The sequence below is a fragment of the Arenivirga flava genome, from assembly GCF_030161575.1.
GTDB lineage: Bacteria > Actinomycetota > Actinomycetes > Actinomycetales > Microbacteriaceae > Arenivirga > Arenivirga flava.
In genome coordinates this window covers 1453528-1470547 of sequence record NZ_BSUL01000001.1, presented here as the reverse complement: position 1 = coordinate 1470547, position 17020 = coordinate 1453528, and the positions used below count along the sequence as shown (strand labels likewise).

17 protein-coding genes, 2 tRNA genes and 3 pseudogenes are annotated in these 17020 nt (G+C 70.7%); 18 read left to right on the top strand and 4 right to left on the bottom strand.

From position 1 onward, the window contains the following. Nucleotides 1-8 precede the first annotated feature (8 nt). Nucleotides 9-131 carry a hypothetical protein gene (locus QQK26_RS07130; protein WP_284231545.1) on the top strand — a complete coding sequence of 41 codons (123 nt, stop codon included), beginning with the start codon at nucleotides 9-11 and terminating at the stop codon, nucleotides 129-131. Between the two features lie 25 nt (nucleotides 132-156). On the opposite strand, the gene QQK26_RS07125 is transcribed toward QQK26_RS07130, so the two are convergent. Both QQK26_RS07125 and QQK26_RS07120 read right to left on the bottom strand, forming a co-directional pair. After that, nucleotides 157-230: transfer RNA gene (locus QQK26_RS07125), tRNA-Gly, on the bottom strand. 109 nt (nucleotides 231-339) lie between these two features. Next, nucleotides 340-1232 (bottom strand): annotated as a pseudogene (locus QQK26_RS07120) (glucose 1-dehydrogenase). A gap of 242 nt (nucleotides 1233-1474) precedes the next feature. Between QQK26_RS07120 and QQK26_RS07115 the strand changes: the two are divergent. The 3 genes from QQK26_RS07115 (at nucleotide 1475) to QQK26_RS07105 (ending at nucleotide 4260) form a co-directional block, all read left to right on the top strand. Then, nucleotides 1475-1552: transfer RNA gene (locus QQK26_RS07115), tRNA-Pro, on the top strand. Between the two features lie 50 nt (nucleotides 1553-1602). Next, a complete protein-coding gene (gene tig / locus QQK26_RS07110) occupies nucleotides 1603-2940 on the top strand; it encodes a trigger factor (protein ID WP_284231542.1) in 1338 nt (445 codons plus the stop codon). Between the two features lie 129 nt (nucleotides 2941-3069). Beyond that, a complete protein-coding gene (locus QQK26_RS07105; RefSeq protein WP_284231540.1) occupies nucleotides 3070-4260 on the top strand; it encodes a trans-sulfuration enzyme family protein in 1191 nt (396 codons plus the stop codon). Here the strand turns inward: QQK26_RS07105 and QQK26_RS07100 are convergent. Continuing rightward, on the bottom strand, nucleotides 4254-5018 hold the full coding sequence (locus QQK26_RS07100) for a sulfite exporter TauE/SafE family protein (RefSeq protein ID WP_284231538.1): 765 nt from the start codon (nucleotides 5016-5018) through the stop codon (nucleotides 4254-4256). The genes QQK26_RS07105 and QQK26_RS07100 overlap by 7 nt on opposite strands. Before the next feature lie 248 nt (nucleotides 5019-5266). On the opposite strand from QQK26_RS07100, the gene QQK26_RS07095 reads away from it, so the two are divergent. Beyond that, a complete protein-coding gene (locus QQK26_RS07095; RefSeq protein WP_284231535.1) occupies nucleotides 5267-5854 on the top strand; it encodes an ATP-dependent Clp protease proteolytic subunit in 588 nt (195 codons plus the stop codon). 38 nt (nucleotides 5855-5892) lie between these two features. Continuing rightward, the gene (locus QQK26_RS07090; RefSeq protein WP_284234486.1) at nucleotides 5893-6561 is read left to right on the top strand and encodes an ATP-dependent Clp protease proteolytic subunit; all 669 of its coding nucleotides are present in this window, start codon (nucleotides 5893-5895) and stop codon (nucleotides 6559-6561) included. Between the two features lie 67 nt (nucleotides 6562-6628). On the opposite strand, the gene QQK26_RS07085 is transcribed toward QQK26_RS07090, so the two are convergent. Continuing rightward, nucleotides 6629-7567: a nucleoside hydrolase gene (locus QQK26_RS07085; RefSeq protein ID WP_284231533.1), complete on the bottom strand. Its 939-nt coding sequence runs from the start codon at nucleotides 7565-7567 to the stop codon at nucleotides 6629-6631. A 196-nt stretch (nucleotides 7568-7763) separates the two neighbouring features. Here QQK26_RS07085 and clpX point away from each other — a divergent pair, with 196 nt between their 5' ends. The 12 genes and pseudogenes from clpX to glmM all read left to right on the top strand — a co-directional run bounded on the left by clpX (nucleotide 7764) and on the right by glmM (nucleotide 17014). Continuing rightward, nucleotides 7764-9041, top strand: coding sequence for an ATP-dependent Clp protease ATP-binding subunit ClpX (clpX, locus tag QQK26_RS07080; RefSeq protein ID WP_284231531.1), 1278 nt, complete (start codon nucleotides 7764-7766; stop codon nucleotides 9039-9041). Next, entirely contained in the window at nucleotides 9038-10222 is a 1185-nt protein-coding gene (locus QQK26_RS07075; RefSeq protein WP_284231528.1) for a benzoate/H(+) symporter BenE family transporter, read from the top strand. The genes clpX and QQK26_RS07075 overlap by 4 nt, the downstream gene beginning before the upstream one ends. A gap of 146 nt (nucleotides 10223-10368) precedes the next feature. Continuing rightward, nucleotides 10369-10590, top strand: coding sequence for a translation initiation factor IF-1 (gene infA / locus QQK26_RS07070; protein WP_284231526.1), 222 nt, complete (start codon nucleotides 10369-10371; stop codon nucleotides 10588-10590). 70 nt (nucleotides 10591-10660) lie between these two features. Further along, entirely contained in the window at nucleotides 10661-10774 is a 114-nt protein-coding gene (gene rpmJ, locus QQK26_RS07065; RefSeq protein ID WP_029068929.1) for a 50S ribosomal protein L36, read from the top strand. 184 nt (nucleotides 10775-10958) lie between these two features. Then, a complete protein-coding gene (gene rpsM / locus QQK26_RS07060) occupies nucleotides 10959-11336 on the top strand; it encodes a 30S ribosomal protein S13 (RefSeq protein WP_284231518.1) in 378 nt (125 codons plus the stop codon). Nucleotides 11337-11386: 50 nt separating this feature from the next. Continuing rightward, the gene (gene rpsK / locus QQK26_RS07055) at nucleotides 11387-11785 is read left to right on the top strand and encodes a 30S ribosomal protein S11 (RefSeq protein ID WP_284231516.1); all 399 of its coding nucleotides are present in this window, start codon (nucleotides 11387-11389) and stop codon (nucleotides 11783-11785) included. Nucleotides 11786-11952: 167 nt separating this feature from the next. Then, the gene (locus QQK26_RS07050; protein ID WP_284231512.1) at nucleotides 11953-12942 is read left to right on the top strand and encodes a DNA-directed RNA polymerase subunit alpha; all 990 of its coding nucleotides are present in this window, start codon (nucleotides 11953-11955) and stop codon (nucleotides 12940-12942) included. Between the two features lie 48 nt (nucleotides 12943-12990). Continuing rightward, nucleotides 12991-13527 carry a 50S ribosomal protein L17 gene (gene rplQ, locus QQK26_RS07045; protein ID WP_284231510.1) on the top strand — a complete coding sequence of 179 codons (537 nt, stop codon included), beginning with the start codon at nucleotides 12991-12993 and terminating at the stop codon, nucleotides 13525-13527. Between the two features lie 113 nt (nucleotides 13528-13640). Then, a pseudogene (locus QQK26_RS07040) lies at nucleotides 13641-14520 on the top strand (tRNA pseudouridine synthase A). A gap of 161 nt (nucleotides 14521-14681) precedes the next feature. Further along, nucleotides 14682-15128, top strand: coding sequence for a 50S ribosomal protein L13 (gene rplM / locus QQK26_RS07035; RefSeq protein WP_284231508.1), 447 nt, complete (start codon nucleotides 14682-14684; stop codon nucleotides 15126-15128). 31 nt (nucleotides 15129-15159) lie between these two features. Then, nucleotides 15160-15641, top strand: a pseudogene (gene rpsI / locus QQK26_RS07030) (30S ribosomal protein S9). 20 nt (nucleotides 15642-15661) lie between these two features. Then, nucleotides 15662-17014, top strand: coding sequence for a phosphoglucosamine mutase (gene glmM / locus QQK26_RS07025; protein WP_284231507.1), 1353 nt, complete (start codon nucleotides 15662-15664; stop codon nucleotides 17012-17014). The last annotated feature ends 6 nt before the right edge of the window (nucleotides 17015-17020 follow it).

Below are 17020 nucleotides of genomic sequence, written 5' to 3'. Positions count from 1 at the left end.
TTCCGTGCATGCCCAGGACCAAGATGTGCCCGGAGTGCTTCGGCGTGATGGTGGAGCAGAAGCCCGACATGCTGCAGATGGTCGGCGACTTCATCTGCCGCGACTGCAGCCACTGGGAGAAGGGCGTCTGAGCCGTCCTGCTCCTGATGGGTCCTGTGGAGGGGATGACGGGAATCGAACCCGCGTAATCAGTTTGGAAGACTGAGGCTCTACCATTGAGCTACATCCCCGGAAAGCCCTCGCGGGCGTCCGATGATCACTGTACCGGATGCATCCGCTCGCCCCGACACGGCGGAGGCCCGCCCCCGAGGGGACGGGCCCGCGCTCGCAGTCCGAGCCTCACGGCGTCGGCTGGCCGCCGTTCACGTTCAGCGTCTCGCCGACCACGTAGCTCGACTCCTGCGACGCCAGGAAGACGTACGCCGGCGCCAGCTCCGCCGGCTGCCCGGCGCGGCCCATGGGCGTCTGCTCGCCGAACGTCTGCACCTTCTCGATCGGCTGGCCGCCGGAGGGCTGCAGCGGCGTCCACACGGGACCCGGCGCGACGACGTTCACACGGATGCCGCGGGGCGCGAGCTGCTGCGCCATCGCCTTCGAGATCGTGTTGATCGCGGCCTTGGTGGTCGCGTAGTCGACCAGGGTCTCCGAGGGGAGTACGCCTGCACCGACGACGTGTTGATGATCGACGAGCCCTCCGGGAGGTGCGGCAGCGCCGCCTTGGTGATCCAGAAGAGCGCGTAGACGTTGGTCTTGAAGGTCTGGTCGAACTGCTCGTCGGTGAGGTCCTCGAGCCTGTCGATCGAGATCTGCTTGCCCGCGTTGTTCACCAGGATGTCGAGCCCGCCGAGGCCGTCGACGGCCGAGCCGACGAGCTCGCGCGCAGCCTCGGAGGTGCTGATGTCGCCGGGTAGGGCGACGGCGGTGCGTCCGGCCTCCTCGATGAGGGCGATGATGCGGCGCGCGTCCGACTCCTCCTCGGGCAGGTAGCTGATGGCCACGTCGGCGCCCTCGCGGGCGAAGGCGATCGCGGTGGCGGCGCCGATGCCGGAGTCGCCGCCGGTGATCAGCGCGCGGCGACCGGTCAGACGGCCGGTGCCGCGGTAGGTCGACTCGCCGAGATCGGCTTTCGGGGTCAGCTCCGAGTCGAGACCGGGCTCGGCGATCTCGGGCTGATCGGTGTCGATGGCCTCGTACTGCGTGACGGGGTTCTGGAACGTGTACTGGTCGGTCATGAGGTCCTCCCTCGTCGGCGTGCGTGGTCTGCGTCCCACTCGACCAGCGGATGCGGCGCTCTCGACAGCCGTGCACCCGGCACCCGGAGCACGCCCAGTTCGCACGGAGCGGGGCCCTCGGATTCCGCGCTGAGCGGATGCATCGAAGCCCACGCGTCCGCGCACCCGCCGGCATGTAGACTTCCCGAGGCCGATTTCCGGGCGTCCCGCACATCCCTCAGATCTGTCGGTTCCTCTGCGATCGGGGCGTAGCTCAGCTTGGCTAGAGCGCCCGCTTTGGGAGCGGGAGGTCGCAGGTTCGAATCCTGTCGCCCCGACCACGAACGGATGCGGCCCCGCAGACCGAACAGCAATCAGGAGATACCGCACCGTGAAGACCACGCTGGAGCAGCTGAGCCCGACCCGCGTCAAGCTGGCGATCGTCGTGACCCCCGAGGAGCTCAAGCCCTCGATCGACCACGCCTACAAGCACATCGCCGAGTCGGTGAGCATCCCCGGCTTCCGCAAGGGCAAGGTGCCCGCGCCGCTGATCGACCAGCGCGTCGGCCGCGGCGAGGTGCTGAACCACGCCGTCAGCGAGGGCCTGGACGGCTTCTACCGCGAGGCGGTCAAGGAGACCAAGGTGCGCCCCCTCGGCCGCCCCGAGGCCGACATCGCCGAGTGGCCCAGCGAGAAGGACTTCTCCGGCGACCTGCTCGTCAACGTCGAGGTCGACGTGCGCCCCGAGTTCGAGCTGCCCGCCTACGACAGCCTCACCCTCACGGTCGACGCGGCCGAGGTCTCGGACGAGGACGTCGCGGAGGAGCTCGAGAAGCTCCGCGCCCGGTTCGGCACCCTCGTCACCGCCGACCGCCCGGCCGAGAAGGGCGACTTCGCCCAGATCGACCTCGTCGCCGCGATCGACGGCACCGAGGTCGACACGGCCAACGGCATCTCCTACGAGATCGGCTCGGGCGACCTGCTCGAGGGCATCGACGACGCGCTCGAGACCCTCACCGCCGGTGAGACCACCACCTTCTCCTCGAAGCTCCTCGGTGGCGACCGCGCCGGCGAGACCGCCGAGATCACCGTCACCGTCAACGCCATCAAGGTGCGCGAGCTGCCTGAGGCCGACGACGACTTCGCCCAGATCGCGAGCGAGTTCGACACGATCGGCGAGCTGCAGGAGAGCCTCAAGGAGCAGGTGCTCAAGGGCAAGTCGTTCCAGCAGGGCACCCAGGCCCGCGACCAGATCGTCGACAAGCTGCTTGAGGGGCTCGACCTGCCCGTGCCGGAGAAGCTGGTCGAGGACGAGGTGCACCGTCACCTCGAGGGCGAGAACCGCCTCGAGGACGACGAGCACCGCGCCGAGGTCAAGGAGGCCTCCGAGAAGACCTTCCGCCAGCAGATCGTGCTCGACGCGATCGTGGAGAAGGAGCAGATCCAGGTCGGTCAGCAGGAGCTCACCACCTACCTCGTGCAGGGCGCCTCGCAGTACGGCATGGAGCCGGGCGAGTTCATCAAGATCCTCAGCGAGAACAACCAGATCCCGCAGATGGTCTCCGAGGTCGCCCGCAGCAAGGCCCTCGCGGTCGTGCTCGGCAAGGCCAAGGTCGTCGACACCGAGGGCAAGGACGTCGACGTGAGCGACTTCGCCGTCACCACCCAGGTCGAGGACCCGATCGACGTCGCGCCCGAGGGCGACGACCACGAGGGTCACGACCACTGATCCGGTCGAAGCGGATGTGATCGCAGGCCCGGTGCGCACGCACCGGGCCTGCGTCGTCCGGTATCCGTTTCCCGAGAGCCAGCCGGTCACCGGGGGCCACGGACCCCATCCGCCCTCTAGCGTGGACGGATGAGCGCCGAGCCCCTCGACCACACGACCCTCGGCGAGCTGACCAGCAGCGTCCACGCCGGCAACGCCATCGACGCGGGCAGCGGCGCGATCCGCACACCCCTGGTGCTCGCCAACTCGTACGCCCTGCCGGAGGATCCGAGCACGCTGAGCTGGTCGGGCACCGAGGTGCCGCTCTACACGCGCAACAGCGGCGTCAACCAGCTGGCCCTGCAGCGCAAGCTCGCCGTGCTCGAACGCGGGGAGGACGCGCTCGCCCTCGCCAGCGGCGTCGCCGCCCTGCACGCCGTCTTCTTCGGGACGTTGGACGCGGGCGACCACGCGGTCGTCACCGATCACGGGTACGAGGCGACGCACCGGCTCTTCACCGAGCTGCTGCCCCGCAAGTACGGCGTCGAGGCCACGCTGGTCGACACGAGCGACCTCGACGCGGTGCGCGCCGCCATCCGGCCGAACACGAAGCTCATCCACACCGAGACGATCGCGAACCCGACCACCCGGCTGGCCGACGTCGCCGCGCTGGCGGAGATCGCCCACGCCGCCGGGGCCCTGCTCAGCGTCGACTCGACCTTCACGCCGCCGCCCATCGCGCGCCCGCTCGAGCTGGGCGCCGACCTGGTCGTGCACTCGCTCACCAAGTACATCAACGGTCACGGCGACGCGATGGGCGGCGCGGTCATCGGCAGCCGCGCCCTCATCCAACCCCTGAAAGCGGATGCGATGGTCGACGTCGGCGGCGTCATCAGCCCGTTCAACGCGTGGCTGATCCAGCGCGGTTCCGTCACGCTGCCGCTGCGGGTGCGCCAGCACCTGGCGTCGGCGCGCGTGGTGGCGGAGTTCCTCGAGCAGCACCCGAGAGTGGCCTGGGTCGCCTACCCCGGCCTCGCCTCGCACGAGCAGCACGAGCTGGCCGAGCGGCTCTACCCGGGCGGCCCCGGGGCGATGCTGGCCTTCGCCGTGGACGGCGGCAAGGACGAGCAGAACGCCTTCGTCGCCCGCCTGCGCATCATCGTCTCGGCGGTGTCGCTCGGCCACGACGAGTCGCTCATCGCGCACACGAGCGCCGGCGCCAGCCCACGCGCCGAGTACTGGCCGGAGCGCTTCGCGGCGGGCCATCTGCGGCTCTCGGTCGGTCTCGAGGATGCCGAGGACCTGGTCGCCGACCTGCGGCAGGCGCTCGACGCCTACTGAGCGAGCAGCGCGCCGGCGCCGTGCACGATGATCGCGGCCGAGCCGAGGGCGGCGACGACGAGCAGCACGGCCCGGGCGGTGCGCGGCGGCACGCGCGGCGCGAGCACCTCGCCGAGCAGCAGGCCCGCCGCGAGCGCCGGCACCAGCAGCAGCGTCTCCGGCCGCAGCAACCCGGCGAACGAGGCGCCGGCGATCAGCTTCGCTGCGATGGACCCGGATGCGACGGCCACGAAGTACGGCTGCAGGGTCGCGGCGAGACTGCGCTGCCCCCATCCGGTGGCCGCCGCGTAGACGATGATCGCCGGGCCGCCGACTCCGGCGGAGGCGTTCATCGCACCGGACGCGAAGCCGGCCGCCCCCGCCGCGGGCAGGCCGCTGTCGCCGCGCGCCCGGTGCACGCGCGCGCCGAAGGCGCTGACCGCCAGACCGAGCAGGGCGAGCGAGCCGACGAGCACCTCCAGCACGGGCTTGTCCGCCGACACGGTCAGCACCGCACCGACCACGACGCCGAGCAGCGCACCCGGCAGCAGGCGCGCCCAGCGGCCCCAGTCGACCTCGCGGCGCAGGCGCACCGTGAGCACCGCGCTCGTGAGCACCGCGCACGCGTTCACGATCAGCACGCCCTCCTCCGGCCCCAGCAGCAGCGCGATGACGGGGGAGACGACGAGGGCGAAGCCGAGGCCGGTCACGCGCTGGAGCACCGCGCCGAGCACGACGACCGCGAGGAGGGGAGCATCGCCTCCACCGTAGCGAGCCATTCGCCGTCGGCGCCGCTGCGCTCTGCCGACGGCACTGTGCTGGTCGGTTCGCCGTCTGCGCCGCTGCGCTCTGCCGACGGCCCTGTGCTGGTCGGTTCGCCGTCTGCGCCGCTGCGCTCTGCCGACGGCACTGTGCTGGTCGGTTCGCCGTCTGCGCCGCTGCGCTCTGCCGACGGCGAACAGCGCCCATGCCCCCTCGCTGCCGCCGCTAGGTTTTGAGAGCACCCACTATCGAACGGAGCGCAACGATGGCCGAACCGTCCCTGGCCCCCAACGTCTTTGACCGACTGCTCAAGGACCGCATCATCTGGCTGGGCTCCGAGGTCCGCGACGACAACGCCAACGAGATCTCGGCGAAGCTCCTCCTGCTCGCGGCGGAGGACCCCGAGAAGGACATCTACCTCTACATCAACTCGCCCGGCGGCTCGATCACCGCGGGCATGGCGATCTACGACACGATGCAGTTCGTGCCGAACGACATCGTCACCGTCGGCATCGGCATGGCGGCCTCCATGGGGCAGCTGCTGCTCACCGCCGGCACCAAGGGCAAGCGCTACATCACGCCCAACGCCCGCGTGCTCCTGCACCAGCCGCACGGCGGCTTCGGCGGCACGAGCTCCGACATCCAGACCCAGGCTCAGCTCATCCTCTCGATGAAGAAGCGCCTCGCCGAGATCACCGCCGCGGCGACGGGCAAGACGCCCGAGCAGGTCAACGCCGACGGCGACCGCGATCGCTGGTTCACCGCCGACGAGGCGCTCGAGTACGGCTTCGTCGACCACATCCGCGAGTCCGCCTCCGACGTCACCGGCGGCGGCGGCACCCAGCAGTCCTGATCACGGCCGATCCGACGGAAAGAAGACATCACGTGAACATGCCCGAGATCGGCGGCCGCGCCTTCCAGAACGGCGCGCCCGAGTCCCGCTACATCCTCCCGACGTTCGAGGAGCGCACGGCCTACGGCTACAAGCGCCAGGACCCGTACGCCAAGCTCTTCGAGGACCGCATCATCTTCCTCGGCGTGCAGGTCGACGACGCGTCCGCCGACGACGTCATGGCCCAGCTCCTCGTGCTCGAGAGCCAGGACCCCGAGCGCGACATCGTCATGTACATCAACTCGCCCGGTGGCTCGTTCACCGCGATGACGGCGATCTACGACACGATGCAGTACATCCGCCCGCAGATCCAGACGGTCGTGCTCGGCCAGGCCGCCTCGGCCGCCGCCGTGCTGCTGGCGGCCGGCACGCCCGGCAAGCGCCTCGCCCTGCCGAACGCCCGCGTCCTCATCCACCAGCCCGCCACCGGCGACGCCGGCCGCGGCCAGGCCTCGGACATCGAGATCCAGGCCGCCGAGGTCGCACGACTGCGCGAGTGGCTCGAGGAGACCCTCTCGAAGCACTCGCACAAGACGCCCGAGGAGGTCAACCGCGACATCGAGCGCGACAAGATCCTCGGCGCGCAGCAGGCGCTCGAGTACGGCCTCATCGACCAGGTGCTCACCTCGCGCAAGGGTGTGCAGCCCGCGGTGATCAAGTCGTCCTGATCGCCCGCCGACGACGAAGGGCCCCGGCATCGCCGAGGCCCTTCGTCGTCCCTCCGCCGGGATGGCCTCAGAGCGCCAGGATGCGCTCCACGAGCCGCGGCGCGAGCGGCTGTTGCGCCTCGAGCACGACGCGCACCGGGGAGTCCACGGCCGGAGCGTAGCCGCGGTAGCGGTGCCGCAGATCGACGATCGTGCGGGCGCGGGAGGGGCCGTCGCTCACGTCCACCTCGACGTGCGCGCGCGGCGCGAGCTCGGGCTCGACCTCGCCAAGGGCGATCGCCACCGCCAGGGCGTCGTGCATCGCGGCGCAGCGACGACCGAAGACGCCGTGGTAGAAGTCCAGGTAGCCGTCGAGGATCTCCGCGGCGGCGCCGGCGACACCGCCCGCATCCGCCAGGCGCTGCCAGTCGTCCTCCTCGAGCAGCTGCGTCATGGTCGCGTCGAGCGGCACGAGCACGACCGGCCACCCCGCGCCGAGCACCGCGGCGGCGGCGAGCGGGTCGGCCATGATGTTCGCCTCGGCCGACGGGGTCACGTTGCCCGGGGCGAGGGCGGCGCCGCCCATGAGCGTCACCTCGCGGACGAGCCCGGCGATGGACGGGTCGAGCTGCAGCGCACGGGCCAGGTTGGTGAAGCCGCCGGTGGCGACGATGCGCAGCTCGCCCGCATGCTCGTGGGCCAGTCGCACGATCAGCTCGGGGGCCGGCTCGTCGAGCAGCGCCGCGGGGGAGGGGGCGAGCTCGGCGCCGCCGAGGCCGTTCGCGCCGTGCACGAGCGTGGCGGAGTGGCGCGTCGGCGTGCCGTCGAGCGTGCTCTCGCCACCGACCGCGACCGGCACGTCCGACCGCCCGGCGAGGTGCAGCACCCGCAGCGTGTTCTCGGCCGCCTGGGCCGCGCCGACGTTGCCGAAGGTCACGGTCACGGCGGCGAGCGGGGCGCCGGAGCCGAGCAGGTGCAGGATGGCGACGGCGTCGTCCACCCCGGTGTCGCAGTCGAGCAGGTGCACGGTTCTCCTCAGGGACGGGCGGACGAGCGGATGCGCGGCCAGCTGGATCCTCCCATCCCGCCGCGTCCGCCGCTCCCCGGACGCGGCCTGTGCAGGGGCGCGCCGGTCGTCTCGCCGTGTCACCGGTTCGGGTTAGGCTGGCTGCGCCGTCGGATCGGGTCCCGGCGGCGACCGTTCTCTCGAGGGGAGTCAGGCCATGGCACGCATCGGGGAGAGCGCCGACCTGCTCAAGTGCTCGTTCTGCGGCAAGAGCCAGAAGCAGGTGCAGCAGCTGATCGCGGGGCCGGGCGTCTACATCTGCGACGAGTGCGTCGAGCTCTGCAACGAGATCATCGAGGAGCGCATGGCCGAGGCCGGCGAGGAGGTCTCGGAGGACTTCGAGCTGCCGAAGCCGCGCGAGATCTTCTCCTTCCTCGAGGAGTACGTCATCGGTCAGGAGCCCGCCAAGAAGGCGCTCGCCGTGGCCGTCTACAACCACTACAAGCGCGTCCGCGCGCTCGGGCAGCTCACCTCCGCTGAAGCGCGGGTGGACGAGGTCGAGATCGCGAAGAGCAACATCCTGCTCATCGGCCCGACCGGCTGCGGCAAGACGTACCTCGCGCAGACCCTCGCGAAGCGCCTCAACGTGCCCTTCGCGGTGGCCGACGCCACGGCGCTCACCGAGGCCGGCTACGTCGGCGAGGACGTCGAGAACATCCTGCTCAAGCTCATCCAGGCCGCCGACTTCGACGTGAAGCGCGCCGAGACGGGCATCATCTACATCGACGAGGTCGACAAGATCGCGCGCAAGGCCGAGAACCCCTCGATCACGCGCGACGTGTCCGGCGAGGGCGTGCAGCAGGCGCTGCTCAAGATCCTCGAGGGCACGGTGGCGAGCGTGCCGCCGCAGGGCGGTCGCAAGCACCCGCAGCAGGAGTTCATCCAGATCGACACGACGAACGTGCTGTTCATCGTCGCCGGCGCCTTCTCCGGCCTCGAGGAGATCATCTCCTCGCGCGCGGGCAAGAAGGGCATCGGCTTCGGCGCCCCGCTGCACACGGCGGAGGACGACGTCGACGTGTTCAGCGACGTGCTGCCGGAGGACCTGCACAAGTTCGGCCTCATCCCCGAGTTCATCGGTCGGCTCCCGGTCGTCACGACCGTCTCGCAGCTCGATCAGGCCGCGCTCATGCAGATCCTGACCGAGCCCAGGAACGCGCTCGTCAAGCAGTACGAGCGCATGTTCGCGCTCGACGGTGTCGAGCTCGAGTTCGAGCGCAGCGCCATCGAGGCCATCGCCGACCTGGCGGTGCTGCGCAAGACGGGTGCGCGCGGCCTGCGCGCCATCCTCGAGGAGGTGCTCGGGCCGGTGATGTTCGACGTGCCCTCCGACGACGACGTCGCCCGCGTCGTGATCACCCGCGAGTCGGTGCTCGAGAACGCGGCGCCGACCATCGTGCCCCGCGAGGACCGCCGCACCGAGAAGTCGGCGTGACCTCGGCGCCGCCGGCGCCGAGACCCAGCATCGTCCAGCCGATCGCCACCGGTCTGGTGGCGACGGTCACCGGATTCGCCAGCACGTTCGCGATCCTGCTGGCCGGCGTCGCCGCGGTCGGAGCGGATGCGGCCCAGGCGTCGTCGGGACTGCTGGCGGTCTGCCTGGCGATCGGCGTCGGCACCATCGTGCTCAGCCTGCGCCACCGCATGCCGCTCATGCTGGCCTGGAGCACTCCCGGTGCCGCGCTACTCCTGGCCACGACGGACGTCACGGATCGCTTCGGCGAGGCGGTCGCGGCGTTCCTCGTCGCGGCCGGGCTGATCATGCTCACCGGCCTCTGGCCCGCGTTCGGTCGGCTCGTGGCGCGCATCCCGCGTTCCATCGCCGGGGCGATGCTCGCCGGCATCGTCTTCCCGCTCGCGCTCGCCCCCGTGCAGGCGGCGGTCGAGATCCCGCTGCTCGCGCTGCCGATCATCGCGCTGTGGCTCGCGCTGTTCCGATGGGCGCCGCGCTGGGCGACCCCGGCCGCGCTCATCCTCGCCGTCGCGCTCGTCGCGGTGACGGCGGAGGACGGCTGGCTCGACGGCGCCCGGCTCACCCCGCAGCTCGTGCTCGTGCCGCCGGCGTTCGACCCGGTGGCGGTGCTGGGCATCGCCCTGCCGCTGTACGTCGTGACTATGGCGGGCCAGAACATCCCGGGCATGGCCGTGGTGTCGAGCTTCGGATACCCCGTGCCGAGCCGTTCGGCGCTGCTGACCAGCGGTGCGGGATCGGCGATCGGCGCGCTCGGCGGCGGCATCACCGTCAACCTCGCCGCGATCACCGCCGCCCTCGCGGCGGGACCGGAGGGCGCACCGGAGCCGGAGCGGCGCTGGATCGCCTCGCTGAGCGCCGGCGTGGGCTACCTCGTGCTGGCACCGCTCGCGGGCGTGGCCGCCGCCCTCGTCGCCGCGAGCCCTCCGCTGCTCATCCAGTCGGTGGCCGGTCTCGCGCTGCTCTCGGCGCTCGTCGGCGCCGTCGTCAGCGCGGTGGAGGTGCCGCGCCAGCGCACGGCGGCGATCGCGACCTTCCTCGTCACCGCATCCGGCATCGCCGTCGTCGGCATCGGCTCGGCGTTCTGGGGCCTGCTGATCGGAGGCATCGTCCTCCTCGCGACCACGCGACCGGCGCGGCGCTGAACGGTCCGCCGACGACGATTGGCGCAAGCGGCTCCGATGGCCTAAGCTCGACCCTTGGTGTCCATCGCCGCGTTCACGCGTGCGCGGGCACCGGCATTCAACCGCACGACCAGCGGGCAATCACCAACGAGCGACCAGTAGAGGTTATGGCCAAAAAAGACGGTGTGATCGAGATCGAGGGCTCCGTGATCGAGGCTCTGCCCAACGCGATGTTCCGCGTTGAGCTGAACAACGGGCACAAGGTGCTCGCCGTGATCTCGGGCAAGATGCGCCAGCACTACATCCGCATCCTCCCGGAGGACCGCGTGATCGTGGAGCTGAGCCCTTACGACCTCACCCGCGGCCGGATCGTCTACCGCTACAAGTAAGCGCCCCCTGTAAGGAACGGCCCGTCGGCACCCCGACGGGCACGAGGCCAGCGCACAGAGAGAAAACATCATGAAGGTCAACCCCAGCGTCAAGAAGATCTGCGACAAGTGCAAGGTCATCCGTCGCCACGGCCGCGTCATGGTGATCTGCGAGAACGTCCGCCACAAGCAGCGCCAGGGCTGATCCGGCGCCGCGAGGCGCAGATCACCCGGCGCCCGTCCTCGGACGGGGCGCGCAGGTCCCCGGGACCGCACAACTGAATACGACAACCAGCAGCATCAGAACCCGCGAGAGCGGGGACACCTCGAGTGGAGGCTCGGGCACCGGTGCTGCTCCACACCTCCACTCACTCACAGGAGAAGCCACCATGGCACGTCTGGCAGGAGTCGACATCCCGCGCGAGAAGCGCGTGGAGATCGCACTGACCTACATCTACGGCGTCGGTCGTACCCGTTCGCTGGAGACCCTCGCGGCGACCGGCATCAACGGCAGCACCCGCGTCAAGGACCTCACCGACGACGAGCTCGTTCAGCTCCGCGACCACATCGAGGGCGCGTACAAGGTCGAGGGTGACCTCCGCCGCGAGGTCGCCGCCGACATCCGCCGCAAGGTCGAGGTCGGTTCCTACGAGGGCCTGCGCCACCGTCGCGGCCTCCCCGTGCGCGGTCAGCGCACCAAGACCAACGCTCGTACCCGCAAGGGCCCGAAGCGCACCGTCGCCGGCAAGAAGAAGGCCGGCCGCTAAGCAGCCGACCGCCGCGCTCGTCGCGGTGTCGAATATTCAGGAGAGAGAGAATGGCAACTCCCAAGTCGGCTGCTCGCAAGCCGCGTAAGAAGGACAAGAAGAACGTCGCCGTGGGTCAGGCCCACATCAAGTCGACCTTCAACAACACGATCGTGTCGATCACCGACCCGAGCGGTGCGGTCATCAGCTGGGCCTCCTCGGGTGGCGTCGGCTTCAAGGGTTCGCGCAAGTCGACCCCGTTCGCCGCACAGCTCGCCGCCGAGTCCGCCGCCCGTCAGGCGCAGGAGCACGGCATGAAGAAGGTCGACGTCTTCGTCAAGGGACCGGGCTCGGGTCGCGAGACCGCGATCCGCTCGCTGCAGGCCGCCGGCCTCGAGGTCGGCTCGATCAACGACGTGACGCCGCAGGCCCACAACGGCTGCCGTCCGCCGAAGCGCCGCCGCGTCTGACGCCGATGCCGGGTCGGCCCGGAGCCTCGCCGCTCCGGGCCCGACCCGGCTTCCGCGCGTTCCACAGGAGCGCGCGGCCGAGAACTTCACCACCTCCGGCCGGGCCAGCCACCCGGCGTCATCGCCAAGTGTCATATAGCGGACACTTCGCCGAAAGGAATCACACAGTGCTCATCGCACAGCGCCCCTCTCTCGTCGAAGAGAACATCTCGGAGTTCCGTTCCCGGTTCGTCATCGAGCCCCTCGAGCCCGGCTTCGGCTACACGCTCGGCAACTCGCTGCGTCGCACCCTGCTCTCGTCGATCCCCGGCGCCTCGGTCACGAGCATCCGCATCGACGGCGTGCTGCACGAGTTCAGCACCGTCGCCGGTGTCAAGGAGGACGTGACGGAGATCATCCTGAACGTCAAGAACCTCGTGGTCTCGAGCGAGCACGACGAGCCGATCACCGCCTACCTGCGCAAGCAGGGCGCCGGCCAGGTCACCGCCGCCGACATCTCGGCGCCGGCGGGCGTGGAGATCCACAACCCCGAGCTGGTCATCGCGACGCTCAACGACAAGGCCAAGTTCGAGCTCGAGCTCATCATCGAGCGCGGTCGCGGCTACGTCTCGGCGACCCAGAACCGCAGCGAGTTCAGCGAGGCCGGCCAGATCCCGGTCGACTCGATCTACTCGCCCGTGCTCAAGGTCACCTACAAGGTCGAGGCCACCCGTGCCGGCGAGCGCACCGACTTCGACCGCCTGGTGGTCGACGTCGAGACCAAGCCGGCCATCAGCCCGCGTGACGCGATCGCCTCGGCGGGCCGCACCCTCACCGAGCTGTTCGGCCTCGCCCGCGAGCTCAACACCGCCGCGGAGGGCATCGAGATCGGCCCGGCGCCGGTCGACGTGGTCGCCTCGAGCGAGCTCTCGACCCCCATCGAGGACCTCGATCTGTCGGTGCGCAGCTACAACTGCCTCAAGCGCGAGGGCATCAACACGGTCAGCGAGCTCGTCGCGCTCAACGAGACCCAGCTCATGAACATCCGCAACTTCGGCCAGAAGTCGGTGGATGAGGTCAAGGAGAAGCTGGTCGAGCTCGGTCTGTCGCTCAAGGACGCGGTGCCCGGCTTCGACGGCGCCCACTTCTACAGCGGCTACGACGACGCCAACAGCTGACCGTCGCTGACGACTTCCAAGCATTTCTGAATACGGAGACAACTGATCATGCCTAAGCCCACCAAGGGTGCCCGCCTCGGAGGCGGCCCGGCGCACGAGCGCCTGATGCTCGCGAACCTCGCCGCGGCGCTGTTCACGCACAAGCGCATCGAGACCACCGAGACCAAGGCCAAGCGCCTGCGTCCGGTCGCCGAGCGGCTCATCACCTTCGCCAAGCGCGGCGACCTCCACGCGCGTCGTCGCGTGCTGGGCGTCATCGGCGACAAGAGCGTCGTGCACGAGCTCTTCACCGAGATCGCGCCGCTGGTCGCGGAGCGCGACGGCGGCTACACCCGCATCACGAAGACGCGCTTCCGCAAGGGCGACAACGCCCCCATGGCCGTCATCGAGCTCGTTCTCGAGCCCGTCGTGAAGAAGGCGTCGAACAAGACGGCCGCCCCGGCCGCCGCCGCGCCCGTCGAGGAGGCCCCGGTCGAGGAGACCAGCACCGAGGAGACCGGCGCCGAGGAGACCGAGGTCGTCGAGACCGAGGCGGCCAGCGCCGAGGAGACCGGCACCGAGGCCCCCGCCGAGGACGCCAAGTAAGGCCCCTCCCTCACGGAAGGCCCCCGAGCTCATCGAGCCCGGGGGCCTTCCGCGTGCCCGGCGGCGGGGCGAGCGGATCGGGTGGGCGGCCCGTCCGCCGGTAGGCTCGCGGGATGCACGACGAGCGCGCGACCACCCGCATCCGCCTCGACATCGCGTACGACGGCACCGCGTTCGCGGGGTGGGCCCGGCAACCCGGTCAGCGCACGGTGCAGGGCGTGCTGGAGGATGCGCTCGCGACGGTGTTCCGCCGTCACGCCCCGGCACCGCTGCTCACGGTCGCGGGCCGCACCGACGCCGGTGTGCACGCGCTCGGCCAGGTCGCGCACCTCGACCTCGACGACGAGCAGTTCGCCAGCCTCGACCTGCCGCATCGCCCGGAGGCGAAGCGCGGACCGGGGAGCGGAGGCGCTGCGGCGGCGGATCAACGGCATCCTCGGCTCCGACGCGGATGCGCGCGTGCTGGGCGCCTCGATCGCCCCGCTCGGGTTCGACGCGCGCTTCTCCGCCGTCTGGCGGCGCTACGAGTACCGGGTCGCCGACGGGTCGACGCCGCTCAACCCGCTGCTGCGCAACCACACCCTGGCCGTGGCCGACACGCTCGACGTGGCGGCCATGGACGAGGCGGCTCGGGCGCTGCCCGGTCTGCACGACTTCGCCGGGTTCTGCAAGCCGCGCGAGGGGGCGACGACGATCCGCACGCTCCTCGACTTCACCTGGTCGAGAGGAGCGGACGGCGTGCTGCGCGCCGACGTGCTCGCCGACGCCTTCTGCCACAGCATGGTGCGCGCCCTCGTCGGCGCGAGCCTCGCGGTGGGGCGCGGTCGTCTGGCGCCCGTGGATCTCGTCCGCATCCGCGATGCGGCGGTGCGCGGCAACGAGTTCCCGGTCGCCGCTGCGAAGGGGCTCACGCTGGTCGAGGTCGGCTACCCGGAGGACGGCGCGCTCGCCCTCCGCGCCGCGCAGACGCGGGGCGTCCGCCAGCTGCCTTGACCGGCGCATCCGCTGTGGGATAGAGTCTCCCGTTGGTGTGCGTGCCATCCTGGCGTGCGCCCACTGTGAGCCCTCCACCGCAGGGTTCCGACGCAGAAGCCGAGGAACGCGCACCGGAGCGGGATACACGAACCCCTCACCAGCAGAAAGCAGTCATCACCGTGACTCGTACCTTCAGCCCGAAGCCCGCTGACATCCAGCGTGAATGGATCGTCATCGACGCCCAGGACATCGTCCTCGGTCGCCTGGCTAGCCACGCCGCCGTGCTCCTGCGCGGCAAGCACAAGCCGACCTTCGCGCCGCACATGGACATGGGCGACTTCGTCATCATCGTGAACGCCGACAAGGTGGCCCTCACGGGCGCCAAGCTCGAGCAGAAGAAGGCGTACCGCCACTCCGGCTACCCGGGCGGCCTCACCGCCACCACGTACTCGGAGCTGCTCGAGAAGCACCCGACCCGCGCCGTCGAGAAGGCGATCCGCGGCATGCTGCCGAAGAACTCGATCGGCCGTGCGCAGCTGCGCAAGCTCAAGGTCTACGCCGGCCCGGAGCACCCCCACGCGGCGCAGCAGCCCACCGCGTACGTCTTCGACCAGGTCGCCCAGTAAGCGCGCCGAGAACCTAGGAAAACCGATACTCATGGCGAACATCGCAGACTCCGTCGAGCCGCAGAGCTTCTCGACCGAAACCCCCGCCGACGCTACGGTCGCTTCGACCCCCGCGCCGTCCTCAACGTCCCCGGCGCTGCCGTGGGCCGTCGCAAGCAGGCCATCGCCCGCGTGCGCCTGATCCCCGGCTCGGGCACCATCACGGTGAACGGCCGCGAGTTCGCGGACTTCTTCCCGAACAAGCTGCACCAGCAGCTGATCACCGACCCCTTCACGGTGCTCGAGCTGAACGGCTCGTACGACGTCATCGTCTCGGTCAAGGGCGGCGGCCCCTCGGGCCAGGCCGGTGCGGTGCGACTCGGCATCGCCCGCGCGCTCAACGAGATCGACGCCGAGCACAACCGTCCGACCCTCAAGAAGGCCGGCTTCCTCTCGCGCGACGCCCGCGTCAAGGAGCGCAAGAAGGCCGGTCTCAAGAAGGCCCGCAAGGCGCCTCAGTACTCGAAGCGCTGATCCCGACTCAGGGAGCAGCGATGGGGCGACTCTTCGGCACCGACGGCGTGCGGGGCCTGGCCAACGGCGACATCATCACGGTGGAGCTGTCGGTCGGCCTCGCGCAGTCCGCAGCGACGGTGCTCGGGGAGTCGGCCCGGGCGAACGGCCGACGGCCGCTCGCCGTCGTGGCCCGCGACCCCCGCGTCTCCGGCGAGTTCATCGCCAGCGCGGTGGCCGCGGGCCTCGCCAGTTCCGGCGTGGACGTCTACGACGCGGGGGTGCTGCCCACCCCCGCGGCGGCGTTCCTCATCGCCGACATCGGCGCCGATTTCGGCGTCATGGTCTCCGCCTCGCACAACGCGGCGCCCGACAACGGCATCAAGTTCTTCGCGGCCGGTGGACGCAAGCTCGCCGACGAAGTGGAGGACCGCATCGAGGCCGCGCTCGCCGGCCCGCACGTCCGGCCGACCGGCGCGGACGTGGGCCGCATCCGCCGCTTCGCCGACGCCGAGGACCGCTACCTCGTGCACCTTCTCGGTGCGCTGCCGCACCGCCTCGACGGCCTGCACATCGTGCTCGACTGCGCGCACGGCGCCGCTGCCGGCGTCTCGCCGCAGGTGTTCACCGACGCGGGCGCGCGCGTCACCGTCATGGGCGCCGAGCCCGACGGCATCAACATCAACGACGGTGTGGGCTCCACCCACCTCGACGGTCTCGCGGCCGCGGTGCTCGCGCACGGCGCCGATCTCGGCATTGCCCATGACGGCGACGCCGACCGCTGCCTCGCCGTCGACCACAACGGCCGGGTCATCGACGGCGATCGCATCATGGCGGTGCTGGCGCTCGCGCTGCGGGCGCGCGGCGAGCTCGTCGACGACACGCTCGTCGCGACGGTCATGAGCAACCTCGGCCTGCGCCTGGCCATGGCAGAGCACGGCATCCGCATGCTCGAGACGAAGGTCGGCGACCGCTACGTGCTCGAGGCGATCAACGAGCACGGTCTCGCGCTCGGCGGCGAGCAGTCGGGCCACATCATCTTCAGCCGGCACGCTACGACCGGCGACGGCATCCTCACCGGTCTGCAGCTCGCGGCCGAGGTCGCGCGCACGGGTCGGTCGCTGGCCGAGCTGGCCGACGTGATCACCGTGCTGCCGCAGCTGCTCGTCAACGTCAAGGGCGTCGATCGCGCGGGGCTGGCCGACGACGAGGGCGTGGCCGCCGCCGTGCGCCTCGCCGAGGAGGAGCTCGGGCACACCGGTCGCGTGCTCCTGCGCCCCTCCGGCACCGAGCCGCTGGTGCGGGTCATGGTCGAGGCCGCCGACGAGCCGACCGCGCAGCGGATCGCCCACCACCTCGCCGATGTCGTGCGCGAGCGCCTCCCGCTCGGCTGAGCCGGG

Bases quoted from the DNA above. Each gene is read 5' to 3' on its own strand.
- QQK26_RS07130 (WP_284231545.1), top strand. From the start codon at position 9: ATGCCCAGGACCAAGATGTGCCCGGAGTGCTTCGGCGTGATGGTGGAG.
- QQK26_RS07105 (WP_284231540.1), top strand. From the start codon at position 3,070: ATGAGCGCCGAGCCCCTCGACCACACGACCCTCGGCGAGCTGACCAGC.
- QQK26_RS07100 (WP_284231538.1), bottom strand. From the start codon at position 5,018: ATGGCTCGCTACGGTGGAGGCGATGCTCCCCTCCTCGCGGTCGTCGTG.
- QQK26_RS07095 (WP_284231535.1), top strand. From the start codon at position 5,267: ATGGCCGAACCGTCCCTGGCCCCCAACGTCTTTGACCGACTGCTCAAG.
- QQK26_RS07090 (WP_284234486.1), top strand. From the start codon at position 5,893: ATGCCCGAGATCGGCGGCCGCGCCTTCCAGAACGGCGCGCCCGAGTCC.
- clpX (WP_284231531.1), top strand. From the start codon at position 7,764: ATGGCACGCATCGGGGAGAGCGCCGACCTGCTCAAGTGCTCGTTCTGC.
- infA (WP_284231526.1), top strand. From the start codon at position 10,369: ATGGCCAAAAAAGACGGTGTGATCGAGATCGAGGGCTCCGTGATCGAG.
- rpmJ (WP_029068929.1), top strand. From the start codon at position 10,661: ATGAAGGTCAACCCCAGCGTCAAGAAGATCTGCGACAAGTGCAAGGTC.
- rpsM (WP_284231518.1), top strand. From the start codon at position 10,959: ATGGCACGTCTGGCAGGAGTCGACATCCCGCGCGAGAAGCGCGTGGAG.
- rpsK (WP_284231516.1), top strand. From the start codon at position 11,387: ATGGCAACTCCCAAGTCGGCTGCTCGCAAGCCGCGTAAGAAGGACAAG.
- rplQ (WP_284231510.1), top strand. From the start codon at position 12,991: ATGCCTAAGCCCACCAAGGGTGCCCGCCTCGGAGGCGGCCCGGCGCAC.
- glmM (WP_284231507.1), top strand. From the start codon at position 15,662: ATGGGGCGACTCTTCGGCACCGACGGCGTGCGGGGCCTGGCCAACGGC.